Here is a 13,697-nt window from a genome sequence, read left to right on the forward strand (position 1 = left end):
ATACAAGGGAAGAGGTCATGCTTCGAATTCGCAAACTGGTTCTGGCCATGGCGGCAGCTTCGGCGCTGACGTCTGGCATGGCGAATGCCCTGGGGTTGGGTGAACTGACATTGAAGTCGGCACAGAACCAGCCTCTGGACGCCGAGATCGAACTGCTCGATGTGCGCGACCTCACCGCAGCCGAAGTGGCGCCGAGCCTGGCGCCACCGGAAGAGTTCAGCAAGGCCGGTGTGGAGCTTCCAGGCTACCTCGAAGACCTGACGTTCACCCCGGTGATCAACCCCAACGGCAAGAGCGTGCTGCGGGTCACTTCCAGCCAGCCGTTGCCTGGCCCGGTGGTCAAGTTCCTGGTCCAGGTGATGTGGCCGCAGGGCCGCCTGCTGCGTGACTACAGCGTGTTGCTCGACCAGGCCAAGGCCCAGGGCCAGCAGCCTGCTGCCGGCAATGTCAACCCGGCCACCAGCAGCGCAGGCAGCTACACCACCAAACGCCGCGACACCCTGTGGCAGATCGCTGCCCGCAACACCCAGGGCGGTGGCTCGGTGCAGCAGACCATGATCGCCATCCAGGCACTCAACCCGGATGCCTTTATCGGCAACAACATCAACCAGCTGAAGGTGGGCCAGGTCTTGCGCCTGCCCGATCAGCAGCAGATTCAGAGCATTCCCCAGGGCGAAGCCAATCGCGAAGTGGCCGAGCAGTACGCCGCCTGGCGTGAAGGCCGGCGCCTGGGGCCGCGTGCACGGCAGCTGGATGCCACCCGCCGCGGTGCCGCCGATGCCGCGCCCGAGCGTATCGCCCAGGGTGACAACCTGCGCCTGGTCAGCCCCGGCACGCAGGCTGGCGGCAACAGTGCCAAGGCCATCAGCGACACGCTGGCGGTGGCCCAGGAAAGCCTGGATACCAGCCGTCGTGACAACGAAGAATTGAAAAGCCGGGTGAGTGACCTGCAGAGTCAGATGGACAAGCTGCAGAAGCTGATTCAGCTGAAGAATGACCAGTTGGCGCGCCTCGAAGCCCAGGGGGCGGCAGCTGAAGCACCGCCTGCGGGCGCCTTGCCGGGTGAGCCGGCCCCTGCGCAGCCACCTGCGGCAGGTTTGGCCCCGGCCGAACCGGTGGTCGCGCCAGCGCCGGCAGCAGTCGATACGGCCCCGGCTGCAGCTCCCGCCGACGAGGTTGCGCCTGCACAGCCAGGTGCCATCGATGAGATGCTGGCCAATCCTGTGGTGCTGGGCCTGATCGCCGGCTCCGCGTTCCTCGTGCTGTTGCTCCTGCTGTTGCTGCTGGCGCGCAAGCGCAAGGCGCAGCAAGAGGCGGAAAAACACCTGCGCATGGCCCGCGCGCTGGCTGAGGAAGGCGAGCGCAGCCCGGACCTCGACCTGCCACCGAGCAGCTTCGATGGGCTGGAAGTGTCCGCGCCGAGCGTCACCCTGTCGCCTGCCGTGGTGGCGGCTTCTGCTGCCGCTGCCGTGGCCGCGGAAAAACCGGCCGCCCCCGCACCTGCGGCCGCGGTTGCCGAGCCCGAGCCGGTACAGGACCCGAATGCCGAATTGCTGGCTGAGGTGGATCTGAGCCTGTCGCGTGGTCGCCTGAACCACGCGGCCGACCTGCTGGAAGCAGCAGTGGCGGCGCAGCCGGAGAATGACACCCTGCGCCTCAAGCTGATGGACGTTTACGCTCGCCAGGGCGACCACAGCGCTTTCGTCGAGCAGGAGCGCAAGCTGCCTGGCAGCGAAGCGAACACGGCGCAGGTCAACAGCCTCAAGGAGCGCTACCCGGCCATGCTGGGGCTCGCTGCCGCCGCTGGCGTGGGGGCTGCGGCACTGGCCGCGGAAATGGACGAGCAGTATGTCCAGGAGTTGCTGCAGGAACAGCCGCAAGCGCCAGCCGAAGCGCAGCCTGAGCCGCAGGCGGTGGTCGAGCCGGAGCCGGCAACTGAGCCTGATCTGGAAGCAGCCGCCGAGGCTTTCACCGAGACCTCGGTACTCGATGATAACGACCTGGACAGCGCCTTCGACCTGAGCCTGGGGGATGATCTGCCGTTAGATGATCAGCTCGAGCCGCCGACGCTGGATGAGCCGTCACTGGCTCAAGCGCAGGTGCCCGCTGAACCGGCAGCCGTGGCGCCGGAAACCGATGCCGATGCCGATTTCGAAGCCTTGCTGGCCCAAGCCCAGGCCGAGCCGCAGAGCGTCGACGACCTGGCCGATTTCGACCTGTCCGATTTCGATCTTGACAGTGGCGAGGCGGCTGCCCCGGCTGCGGCGGAAGAAGAGCCGGTGGATGTCGCCGCCGAACTGGCAGCCTTCGACACGCTCCCGGAATTCGAGCCGATTTCCGAGCTGGAACTGCCGGAAGACTTCGATCTTTCGTTGTCACTGGAAGACGACTCGCCGGCGGCCAAGAGTTTTGCCTCGGAGCTGAACGACGTCAACGCCGAGCTGGACAAGCTGTCGCAGAGCCTGGAGTCGCCATCCCTGGAGCCACACTTCACCGCCGAGGACGCCGCAGCCGAACCCGAGCCGCTGGATGACCTGGACTTCGACTTCTTCTCCGGTGCCGACGAAGTGGCGACCAAGCTCGACCTGGCGCGTGCCTATATCGACATGGGCGACCATCAAGGGGCTCGTGACATCCTCGACGAAGTGGTCAAGGACGGTGATGACGGCCAGCGTCAGGAAGCCGAAGAGATGCTCTCGCGCCTGGTCTGAGTGCGCCTTCGATGGCCTCTTCGCGGCTTCAGTCGCGAAGAGGTCATCGAAGCTCATGCAAAATCAATGGCAGCCCTACACGGCTGCCGTTGTCGTTATAATCCCGCCATTCCGTATCACCCACAGGTTTCACGCTCTTGGACATCATCGACACTGCCGGCTCCGAATCGGCCGCCGAAGGCTTCACCCGCATTGCCCTGGGTGTGGAATACAAAGGCTCGCGCTATCGCGGCTGGCAGCGCCAGGCCAGCGGCGTGCCCAGCGTCCAGCAGGCCCTGGAGCAGGCGCTGTCGAAGGTGGCCGACGAGCCGATCAGCGTCATCTGTGCCGGGCGCACCGATGCCGGCGTGCACGGCTGCGGGCAGGTCGTGCATTTCGATACCCGCGCCGTACGTGACGAGCGCGCCTGGACCCTGGGCACCAATTTCAACCTGCCCCACGACATCAGCGTGGTCTGGTCGCGGCCGATGCCGGCGGACTTCCATGCGCGCTTCAAGGCTTGTGCCCGGCGCTACCGCTATGTGATCTACAACGACCCGATTCGTCCTGCGCACCTGGCCGAGGAAGTGACCTGGAACCACCGCCCGCTCGACGTCGGGCGCATGGCCCAGGCCGCCCAGTACCTGCTCGGTACCCATGATTTCAGCGCCTTCCGCGCCAGCCAGTGTCAGGCCAAGTCGCCGATCAAGCATATCCACCACCTGCGTGTGACCCGCCATGGCCAGATGATTGTGCTGGACGTGCGTGCCACCGCTTTCCTGCACCACATGGTGCGCAATATCGCCGGCGTGCTGATGACCATCGGTGCGGGTGAGCGTCCGGTCGAGTGGGCGCGCGAGGTGCTGGAAGGGCGTAACCGCCGCGAGGGCGGCGTTACCGCGCACCCTTACGGCTTGTACCTGGTGCAAGTGGAGTACCCGGAAGAGTTCCAGTTGCCGCAGCGTTACATCGGTCCACACTTTTTGACCGGTTACGAGGCGTTGGCCGACTGACGCGTCAAAAGTCATTTGCTAACATCGGGCCCTTCACAAGTTCACTCAGGGTTTGCAGTCCATGAGCAACGTTCGCAGCAAGATCTGCGGGATTACCCGCATCGAGGACGCGCTGGCCGCCGCCGAGGCGGGCGCCGATGCCATCGGCTTCGTCTTCTATGCCAGGAGCCCGCGTGCCGTGGACGTGCGCCAGGCACGGGCGATCATTGCCGAGCTGCCGCCGTTCGTGACCACGGTCGGGCTGTTCGTCAACGCCTCGCGTTGTGAGCTGAACGAGATCCTCGAGGTGGTGCCCCTGGACCTGCTACAGTTCCACGGCGATGAGACCCCGGCTGATTGCGAAGGCTATCATCGCCCCTGGATCAAGGCGCTGCGGGTGCGCCCCGGCGATGACCTGGAGGCCGCCTGCCAGCGCTATGCCGGCGCCCGCGGCATTCTCCTCGACACTTACGTGGCCGGTGTACCAGGTGGTACCGGCGAGGCCTTCGACTGGTCGCTGGTCCCGGCGCGGCTGAGCAAGCCGATCATCCTCGCGGGCGGGCTGTCGGCCGGCAACGTCGGCCAGGCAATCGCCCAGGTGCGCCCGTATGCGGTGGATGTCAGTGGCGGTGTGGAGCAGGCCAAGGGCATCAAGGATGCAGCGAAGATCGAAGCCTTCATGCGTGCGGTGAAACAGGCGTGACCGCAGATGTGACGGCTGGCGGCGCGCCATCGTCCATAGGTTTCGCAGCCCTGCGGGGCGGCCAGCGGCAAGCCGCGTGGCCAAACGACAGATTGAAGACGGCGCGGTGCGCAGGCAGCCCCTGTGGCCGGGTCGTCATCGTTTCATAGAAGAATTTGAGCTCAAGGGCAGGGCATGGCCGGCCAGTCCGGTCCCCGTCCGCCAATACTGGAGAAAGAAAGCATGAGCAACTGGTTAGTCGACAAACTGATCCCTTCGATCATGCGTTCCGAGGTGAAGAAGAGCTCGGTGCCGGAAGGCCTGTGGCACAAGTGCCCGGCCTGCGAGGCCGTGCTGTATCGTCCGGAGCTGGAAAAGACCCTGGATGTCTGCCCCAAGTGCAACCACCACATGCGCATAGGCGCACGTGCCCGCATCGACATCTTCCTCGACCCGGAAGGCCGCGCCGAACTTGGTGCCGAGCTGGAGCCGGTCGACCGCCTGAAGTTCCGTGACGGCAAGAAGTACAAGGACCGCCTGGCTGGTGCGCAAAAGCAGACTGGCGAAAAAGACGCCCTGATCTCCATGAGCGGCACCCTGATGGGCATGCCGATCGTGGTCAGCGCCTTCGAGTTCTCGTTCATGGGGGGCTCCATGGGTGCCATCGTCGGTGAGCGTTTCGTGCGTGCCGCCAACTACGCCCTGGAAAACCGCTGCCCGATGGTCTGCTTCTCCGCCTCCGGCGGTGCGCGCATGCAGGAAGCGCTGATCTCGCTGATGCAGATGGCCAAGACGTCGGCCGTGCTGGCACGCTTGCGCGAAGAAGGCATCCCGTTCATCTCGGTGCTGACCGACCCCGTCTACGGCGGCGTTTCCGCCAGTCTGGCAATGCTTGGCGACGTCATCGTCGGTGAGCCGAAGGCCCTGATCGGCTTCGCCGGTCCACGTGTGATCGAGCAGACCGTGCGCGAAAAACTGCCGGAAGGCTTCCAGCGCAGCGAGTTCCTGCTGGAGCATGGCGCCATCGACCTGATCATCTCCCGTGGCGAACTGCGCCCGCGTCTGGCTCGCCTGCTGGCCCAAATGACCGGCCAGCAGACCCCGGAACAGGCCCGTGAGGTCGCTGCGGTCGCGTGATGAAACAACGATCCCTGGGCGAGTGGCTCGCCTACCTCGAGCAATTGCACCCCTCGGCCATCGACATGGGCCTGGAGCGGTCGCAGAAGGTGCTTGCCCGGCTGGCGCTGGGCAAACTGGCGCCACGGGTGGTCACCGTGACCGGTACCAACGGCAAGGGCTCGACCTGCGCCTTCGTGGCCTCGCTGCTGCGGGCCCAGGGGCTGAAGGTGGGGGTGTACAGTTCGCCCCACCTGTTGCGCTACAACGAACGGGTGCTGATCGATGGCCAGCAAGCCAGCGATGAGCGCCTGTGCGAGGCCTTCGCCGCCGTCGAGGCGGCGCGGGGCGAGATTTCCCTGACCTACTTCGAGATGGGCACGCTGGCGGCGTTCTGGTTGTTCTACCAGTCGCAGCTGGATGCCGTGGTGCTCGAAGTGGGGCTCGGTGGCCGCCTGGACACCGTGAACGTGGTGGATGCCGACCTGGCGCTGGTAACCAGCATTGGCGTCGACCATGTCGAATACCTTGGCGATACCCGCGAGCAGGTGGCCTTCGAGAAGGCTGGCATCTTCCGCCAGGGCAGGCCGGCGCTGTGCGGTGACCTCGATCCGCCGAAGCCGTTGCTGGACAAGGCCGCCGAACTGGCGGCGCCGCTGTTCCTGCGCGGCCGTGATTTCGATCTGGCAAGCTGCGAAGGCGGCTGGGACTGGCGCGGCGTCACTGCAGATGGCAAACCGGTAGCATTGCACGGTTTGCCGCTGCTCGACCTGCCCATGGAAAACGCTACCCTGGCCCTGCAGGCCTACCTGCTGATGGGCTTGCCGTGGGAAGCCGGGCAGATCCGTCAGGCCTTGCTCGACACCCGCATCACCGGCCGTCTCGACCGTCGCCAGTTGACCTGGCAGGGTAGGCGCGTGGAGCTGTTGCTGGATGTCGGGCACAACCCGCACGCCGCCGAATATCTGGCCCGCCGCCTGGCTGCGCGTCCATTGAAGGGGCGGCGCCTGGCAGTGTTCGGCCTGCTCGCCGACAAGGACCTGCACGGCGTCATCGCGCCGCTGCACGGCTTGGTCGACGAGTGGGCGGTGGCGCCGCTGCATACCCCGCGCAGCCGTCCGGCTGGCGAATTGGCCGCTGCCTTGACGAACCACGGCGCCGCGGTGAAGTCTTACCCCAGCGTCGACGCAGCCCTTGAAGGGCAATGCGCGCAGGCGACGGCGGATGATCAGATTCTGCTGTTCGGTTCGTTTTTCTGTGTCGCCGAGGCCCTGGAATGGCTGGAGCGGCAGGCCCTGGAGGGGTGACTAGATGGCAGTGCTGGACAAAGGGATGAAGCAGCGCATGGTGGGTGCGTTGGTGCTGGTGGCGCTGGCGGTGATTTTCCTGCCAATGCTGTTCACCCGCCAGGACGAGATGCGCCAGGTACATGTCGACGCCCCGCAGGCGCCGGCCATGCCGACCCTGCCGGAAGTCAAGGTTGAGCCGGTGACGGTGCCGGAGCCGCAGCCGCTGCCTGAACAGCCCGAGCAGACCGAGCAGCCGCCAGTGGTGGTCAGCGAGTCGACGGCGCCGGTGAAGGCGCCGAGCCAGCCGATCACGCCGTCGCCGCAGGCCCAGGTGCAAGCCCAGCCCAAACCGCAGGCGGCAGCGCAAACGCCAGCACCCGCTGCCAAGCCGGCCGCGCCAGTGCCGACTGCACCAGCGCCTGCACCTGCACCGTCGAAGATCGATGCCAATGGCCTGCCGGTAAGCTGGTCGATCCAACTGGCCAGCCTGTCCAGCCGGGCCGGCGCCGAGAACCTGCAGAAGACCCTGCGCAGCCAGGGCTACAACGCCTACATCCGTTCGGCCGGTGGCATGAACCGGGTGTATGTCGGGCCGTTGATCGAGCGTGCCGAGGCAGACAAGCTGAAAGACGTGATCAACCGCCAGCAGAAGCTCAATGGCTTCGTGACGCGCTTCCAGCCTGAAAAAGGCTGAGTGCAGCGCGGCCCCTGTAGGAGCGGCCTTGTGTCGCGAAAGGGCCGCAAAGCGGCCCAAGAGTTTCAGCGAAATAGCGAAATTGCCGGGGCTGCTCTGCAGCCCTTTCGCGACACAAGGCCGCTCCTGCAGTAGGGGATGCAGGCCTGAAAACCTGACTCAGGGATCCACCTGACATTCCGCTTACTCCCAGCCTTTTGCTCTGGTAAAATGCGCCGCCTCAAACGTCTGCAGGCAGCACCGTGGCCTTTACCCTGGTTGATTGGGCGATCATCGCGATCATCGCCGTCTCCACACTGATCAGTCTCAAACGCGGCTTCGTCAAGGAGGCCTTGTCCCTGCTCATCTGGATCGTCGCAGGGGCGGTCGCCTGGATGTTCGGTGGTTCGCTTTCGGTGTACCTTGAGAGCTATATCCAGACGCCGTCGATGCGCACCATCGCTGGTTGCGCCATTCTTTTCGTCGCCACCTTGCTGGTGGGCGCCATGCTCAACTTCCTGATCGGCGAGCTGATCCGCGTGACCGGGCTGTCCGGCACCGATCGTTTCCTCGGCATGGCCTTTGGTGCCGCGCGCGGGGGCCTGCTGGTGGTGGTAGCGGTCGGCCTGCTAAGCCTGGGGCCGGTGCAGCAAGACAGCTGGTGGCAGGAATCTCGCCTGATACCACAGTTTCTATTGGTCGCTGACTGGTCGAAAAACCTGATCCTGGGTTTCACTCATCAGTGGTCTTCAAGTGGGGTGATCAGCGCTCCGGCTGATCTTCCATTCAAGGAGCAGTTGCTCGGGCCGGCAAAGCCCTGAGTGCTGTTCGTTCAAGTTTTATCAAAGTAGGGGTTGCGTCGCATGTGTGGCATCGTCGGTATCGTCGGTAAGTCGAACGTCAATCAGGCGCTGTATGACGCGCTTACGGTCCTCCAGCACCGCGGCCAGGACGCTGCCGGTATCGTGACCAGCCACGACGGCCGGTTGTTCCTGCGCAAGGACAATGGCCTGGTGCGCGATGTCTTCCAGCAGCGCCACATGCAGCGCCTGGTCGGCAACATCGGCATCGGCCATGTGCGCTACCCGACTGCGGGCAGCTCGACGTCGGCCGAGGCTCAGCCGTTCTACGTCAACTCGCCGTATGGCATCACCCTGGCGCACAACGGCAACCTGACCAACGTCGAGCAGCTGGCCAAGGAGATCTACGAGTCCGACCTGCGCCACGTCAACACCAATTCCGACTCGGAAGTGCTGCTGAACGTGTTCGCCCATGAGCTGGCCGTGCGTGGCAAGCTGCAGCCGACCGAAGAAGACGTGTTCGCCGCGGTTTCCCACGTGCACAGCCGTTGCGTCGGCGGCTACGCGGTCGTTGCGATGATCACCGGCTACGGTGTCGTCGGCTTCCGTGACCCGAACGGCATCCGCCCTGTGGTGTTCGGTCAGCGCCACACCGACGAAGGCGTGGAATACATGATCGCCTCGGAAAGCGTCGCCCTCGACGTGCTCGGCTTCACCCTGATCCGCGACCTGGCGCCGGGCGAAGCGGTGTACATCACCGAGGAAGGCCAGCTGTTCACCAAACAGTGCGCCGATGCGCCGAAGCTGCAGCCGTGCATCTTCGAGCACGTCTACCTGGCCCGCCCGGACTCGATCATCGACGGTATTTCGGTGTACAAGGCCCGTCTGCGCATGGGTGAAAAACTCGCCGACAAGATCATGCGCGAGCGCCCGGAACACGACATCGACGTGGTCATCCCGATCCCGGACACCAGCCGTACTGCAGCGCTGGAGCTGGCCAACCGCCTGGGCGTGAAGTTCCGCGAAGGCTTCGTCAAGAACCGCTACATCGGCCGTACCTTCATCATGCCTGGGCAGGCCGCCCGCAAGAAGTCGGTGCGCCAGAAACTCAACGCCATCGAGCTGGAATTCCGCGGCAAGAACGTGATGCTGGTGGACGACTCGATCGTGCGCGGCACCACGTGCAAGCAGATCATCCAGATGGCCCGCGAAGCCGGCGCCAAGAACGTCTACTTCTGCTCCGCAGCCCCTGCGGTGCGCTACCCCAACGTCTACGGCATCGACATGCCGAGTGTTCACGAACTGATCGCCCACAACCGTACCACCGAACAGGTGGCCGAGTTGATCGGCGCCGACTGGCTGGTCTACCAGGACCTGCCGGACCTGATCGACTCGGTCGGTGGCGGCAAGATCAAGATCGATCACTTCGATTGCGCAGTGTTCAACGGTGAATACGTCACCGGCGACATCGACGAAGCCTACCTTGACCGTATCGAGCAGGCCCGTAACGACCTGGCCAAGGTCAAGAACCAGGCGGTCAGCGCGATCATCGACCTCTACAACAACTGATTTGGGAGCGACGGCATGACGGATCAATGGGATGCCGGGCGACTGGACAGTGACCTCGAGGGTGTCGGTTTCGACACCCTGGCGGTGCGCGCCGGTCAAAACCGTACACCGGAGGCCGAGCACAGCGAAGCGCTGTTCCTGACCTCCAGCTATGTGTTCCGCACGGCGGCCGATGCCGCTGCGCGCTTTGCCGGCGAAACGCCGGGCAACGTCTACTCGCGCTACACCAACCCGTCGGTGCGTGCCTTCGAAGAGCGCCTGGCGGCCATGGAAGGCGCCGAGCAGGCCGTGGCCACCTCCACCGGCATGGCGGCGATCCTCGCCGTGGTCATGTCGCTGTGCAGTGCCGGCGACCACGTGCTGGTGTCGCAGAGCGTATTCGGCTCGACCATCAGCCTGTTCGAGAAGTACTTCAAGCGCTTCGGTGTGCAGGTGGACTACGTGCCACTGGTCAACCTCGCTGGCTGGGAAAAGGCCATCAAGGACAACACCAAGCTGCTGATCGTCGAGTCCCCGTCCAACCCACTGGCCGAGTTGGTCGACATTCCTGCGCTGGCTGAAATTGCTCACGCCCGTGGTGCCATGCTGGTGGTGGACAACTGCTTCAGCACCCCGGCCTTGCAGCAGCCGCTCAAGCTGGGTGCCGACATCGTGTTCCACTCGGCCACCAAGTTCATCGACGGCCAGGGCCGTTGCATGGGCGGTGTGGTCGCCGGCCGTGCCGAGCAGATGAAGGAAGTGGTGGGCTTCCTGCGCACAGCAGGGCCGACCCTCAGCCCCTTCAACGCCTGGATCTTCACCAAGGGCTTGGAAACCCTCAAGCTGCGCATGCGTGCGCACTGCGAAAGCGCCCAGGTCCTGGCCGAATGGCTGGAGCAACAGGAGGGCGTGGAGAAGGTGCATTACGCCGGCCTGCCAAGCCACCCGCAGCATGAGCTGGCCAAGCGCCAGATGAGCGGCTTCGGTGCGGTGGTCAGCTTCGAAGTCAAGGGTGGCAAGGAAGGTGCCTGGCGCTTCATCGACGCTACCCGGGTGATCTCGATCACTACCAACCTGGGTGACAGCAAGACCACCATCGCCCACCCGGCTACCACCTCCCACGGCCGCCTGACGCCGCAGGAGCGAGAAGCGGCGGGCATCCGCGACAGCCTGATCCGGGTTGCCGTGGGCCTGGAAGACGTGGCTGACCTGCAGGCGGACCTCGCCCGTGGGCTGGCGGTTCTCTGATGGAAATCCGCGGCGGTGTACCGGGCCATAATGGTCGGGTTGCCCTGGTCACCGGTGCCGCCCGCGGCATTGGCCTGGGTATTGCCGCCTGGCTGATCTGCGAAGGTTGGCAAGTGGTGCTCAGCGACCTCGACCGTCAGCGCGGTGCCAAGGTGGCCAAGGCGCTGGGCGAAAACGCCTGGTTCATCACCATGGACGTGGCCGACGAGGCCCAGGTCAGTGCCGGGGTGTCCGAGGTGCTCGGTCAGTTCGGGCGGCTGGATGCGCTGGTGTGCAACGCGGCCATTGCCAACCCGCACAACCAGACCCTCGAAAGTTTGAGCCTGGCGCAATGGAACCGGGTACTGGCGGTCAACCTCAATGGGCCGATGTTGCTGGCCAAGCATTGTGCGCCGTACCTGCGCGCGCACAATGGTGCGATCGTCAACCTGACCTCGACGCGTGCCCGGCAGTCCGAACCGGACACCGAGGCCTACGCGGCGAGCAAGGGTGGCCTGGTGGCCTTGACCCATGCGTTGGCCATGAGCCTGGGGCCGGAGATCCGCGTCAACGCGGTGAGCCCGGGCTGGATCGATGCCCGTGACCCGTCCCAGCGCCGTGCCGAACCCTTGACCGAGGCCGACCATGCCCAGCATCCGACGGGCAGGGTGGGTACGGTGGAGGATGTGGCAGCCATGGTCGCCTGGCTGCTGTCGCGCCAAGCCGGGTTCGTCACCGGCCAGGAGTTCGTGGTCGACGGCGGCATGACCCGCAAGATGATCTACACCTGAGCAGGCAGCGGTAAGGCAAGGGGACCGAAAGGTCCCTTTTGCGTTTTTGCCTTTTTTGAAAAAAATTCAACGGGGCTATTGACTTAGCATCGGCACCTGCGTAAATTTCGCGGCCTCAGCGAAGCAAACGCAACAAGCAACATCGCGAGGGTGATTAGCTCAGCCGGGAGAGCATCTGCCTTACAAGCAGAGGGTCGGCGGTTCGATCCCGTCATCACCCACCACTTCCTGAGACTGTTTCTAGCGCTGGACGCTTCCGATGAAGCCGATAGCCGGAGAGAAACGCACTGCGCAGCGGTAGTTCAGTCGGTTAGAATACCGGCCTGTCACGCCGGGGGTCGCGGGTTCGAGTCCCGTCCGCTGCGCCATTTTTCAGTAACAGATGGGTGCCTGGCACCGGTCTGGAGCCGAAGGCGAAATGCCTGAGGCTGATCCCAGTTTCAATCAGGCGCAAGCCTGAACGATACGCAGCGGTAGTTCAGTCGGTTAGAATACCGGCCTGTCACGCCGGGGGTCGCGGGTTCGAGTCCCGTCCGCTGCGCCATCTTCGTTTCGAGGTCCCTAGAACACCTTGAAGCACACACAAACGAAGCGATCAGACGTCGCTTTTTTTGTGCCTGCCCCGAGGCCATCGCGCCGCAAGGGTAGACCCAGGTTTCAATCGGGCGCAAGCCTGAATGATACGCAGCGGTAGTTCAGTCGGTTAGAATACCGGCCTGTCACGCCGGGGGTCGCGGGTTCGAGTCCCGTCCGCTGCGCCATCTTCGCCTCAAGGCCCCTTGAACGCCTTGAGGCAACGAGAAAGCGACCTTCGGGTCGCTTTTTTCGTTTCTGCGCCCTGCTGGCGACCAGATTTACACGATCCTGACACACTCTTCACCGATCAACGGTTCCTGTGCTTGCCTGCAGTGATGCACAATAGACCTCTTTTTGACTTACCCGGAATTCGCAATGACCAGATCATCCGTCTTTGGTGCGCTCGGGCTGGCCCTGGTGCTGGCGGGCGTGACCGGTTGCTCTTCGAAGAAAGCCGCCATCTACGAGCACGAGAACTTCGACGACTCGGGGACCTACTCGCGCAGCTTCCCGGTGACCGATGCCGGCTCCTGCGAAGCGGCGCGTCGCGCGTTGCTCAGCCAGGGCTACATCATCACCAGCAGTGGCGCCAACCAGGTGATGGGCAACAAGAGCTTCCAGCAGAACAGCGAAAACCACCTGCAGATCAGCTTCAACGTGACCTGCGCGCCAGACGTCAACGACGACAAGCGTTCGACCATGTTCGCCAACGCCTTGCAAGACCGTTACAGCCTGAAGAAGTCCAACAGCTCTGCCAGCCTGGGTGTCGGCGTGCTCGGTTCGGTATCCATGCCGATCGGCTCCAGCGATGACTCGATGGTCAAGGTCGCCAGCGAGACGGTGACGGCGGCGCAGTTCTATGATCGCTACTTCGCCCTGGTCGAAAGTTTCCTGCCGAAACCGAAGAAGGTCGCCAAGGCCAAGGTCGAAGCGCCTGCGCCAAAGCCTGAGAAGCCGGCGCCAGACCTGGGCTTGCCGGAGCAGGCCTCGGCAGCCCCGGCCGTTGCAGCGCCGGCGCCTGCGCCATTGGTTGAAGCCGCTCCCGCACCTGCGGCGGCTGTGCCTGCCAGTGAAGCCGCAGCCAAACCCGTGGTCGATGATAGCCAGGGCTCGCAACCGGTGGCACCGCCAGCAGAGGCCGCACCGATCCAGGTGCAGCAGGATACGCAGCCTGCGCAGGAGGCACCGGCGTCGCTTTAATTCGCTGTTACAGAAGCTTGGCGATAACTTCCTGAACGCCTGCTACGTTTACCACTCATAAGCTTGTCATCATTCCTTCACCCGGCCCGTTTAGGTTGAAGGCATGACCAACG

Annotated in this window: 11 protein-coding genes and 4 tRNA genes; all 15 read left to right on the top strand. The window is 64.3% G+C overall.

What is annotated here, in order from left to right; translation table 11 throughout:
- The first annotated feature begins 17 nt into the window (after positions 1-17).
- The 15 genes from CQW31_RS15125 to CQW31_RS15195 all read left to right on the top strand — a co-directional run bounded on the left by CQW31_RS15125 (position 18) and on the right by CQW31_RS15195 (position 13,584).
- Positions 18-2,711, top strand: a complete 2,694-nt coding sequence (locus CQW31_RS15125) for a FimV/HubP family polar landmark protein (protein WP_054885747.1) — start codon at positions 18-20, stop codon at positions 2,709-2,711.
- Positions 2,712-2,848: 137 nt separating this feature from the next.
- Positions 2,849-3,703, top strand: a complete 855-nt coding sequence (truA, locus tag CQW31_RS15130) for a tRNA pseudouridine(38-40) synthase TruA (protein ID WP_099814841.1) — start codon at positions 2,849-2,851, stop codon at positions 3,701-3,703.
- A gap of 61 nt (positions 3,704-3,764) precedes the next feature.
- Entirely contained in the window at positions 3,765-4,385 is a 621-nt protein-coding gene (locus CQW31_RS15135) for a phosphoribosylanthranilate isomerase (RefSeq protein ID WP_054885749.1), read from the top strand.
- A 222-nt stretch (positions 4,386-4,607) separates the two neighbouring features.
- Entirely contained in the window at positions 4,608-5,501 is an 894-nt protein-coding gene (gene accD / locus CQW31_RS15140) for an acetyl-CoA carboxylase, carboxyltransferase subunit beta (RefSeq protein WP_054885750.1), read from the top strand.
- Positions 5,501-6,787, top strand: a complete 1,287-nt coding sequence (folC, locus tag CQW31_RS15145; protein ID WP_099814842.1) for a bifunctional tetrahydrofolate synthase/dihydrofolate synthase — start codon at positions 5,501-5,503, stop codon at positions 6,785-6,787. Before accD ends, folC begins: the two co-directional genes overlap by 1 nt.
- A 4-nt stretch (positions 6,788-6,791) precedes the next feature.
- A complete protein-coding gene (locus tag CQW31_RS15150) occupies positions 6,792-7,463 on the top strand; it encodes an SPOR domain-containing protein (RefSeq protein WP_054885752.1) in 672 nt (223 codons plus the stop codon).
- A 242-nt stretch (positions 7,464-7,705) separates the two neighbouring features.
- Complete coding sequence (locus CQW31_RS15155; RefSeq protein ID WP_054885753.1) at positions 7,706-8,263, top strand: CvpA family protein; 558 nt, start codon at positions 7,706-7,708, stop codon at positions 8,261-8,263.
- 42 nt (positions 8,264-8,305) lie between these two features.
- Positions 8,306-9,811 (top strand): amidophosphoribosyltransferase, encoded by a 1,506-nt coding sequence (gene purF, locus CQW31_RS15160; protein WP_054885754.1) that lies wholly within the window; start codon positions 8,306-8,308, stop codon positions 9,809-9,811.
- Positions 9,812-9,826: 15 nt separating this feature from the next.
- A complete protein-coding gene (locus CQW31_RS15165; RefSeq protein WP_054885755.1) occupies positions 9,827-11,038 on the top strand; it encodes an O-succinylhomoserine sulfhydrylase in 1,212 nt (403 codons plus the stop codon).
- The gene (locus CQW31_RS15170) at positions 11,038-11,808 is read left to right on the top strand and encodes an SDR family oxidoreductase (RefSeq protein ID WP_165837365.1); all 771 of its coding nucleotides are present in this window, start codon (positions 11,038-11,040) and stop codon (positions 11,806-11,808) included. Before CQW31_RS15165 ends, CQW31_RS15170 begins: the two co-directional genes overlap by 1 nt.
- A gap of 148 nt (positions 11,809-11,956) precedes the next feature.
- Positions 11,957-12,032 (top strand) — tRNA-Val (locus CQW31_RS15175).
- A 67-nt stretch (positions 12,033-12,099) separates the two neighbouring features.
- Positions 12,100-12,176, top strand: a tRNA-Asp gene (locus tag CQW31_RS15180).
- 99 nt (positions 12,177-12,275) lie between these two features.
- Positions 12,276-12,352, top strand: a tRNA-Asp gene (locus tag CQW31_RS15185).
- Positions 12,353-12,492: 140 nt separating this feature from the next.
- A tRNA-Asp gene (locus CQW31_RS15190) sits at positions 12,493-12,569 on the top strand.
- A 190-nt stretch (positions 12,570-12,759) separates the two neighbouring features.
- Positions 12,760-13,584, top strand: a complete 825-nt coding sequence (locus CQW31_RS15195) for a DUF2242 domain-containing protein (protein ID WP_054885757.1) — start codon at positions 12,760-12,762, stop codon at positions 13,582-13,584.
- Positions 13,585-13,697 lie beyond the last annotated feature (113 nt).

Source organism: Pseudomonas sp. 382 (genome assembly GCF_002759075.1).
GTDB lineage: Bacteria > Pseudomonadota > Gammaproteobacteria > Pseudomonadales > Pseudomonadaceae > Aquipseudomonas > Aquipseudomonas vlassakiae.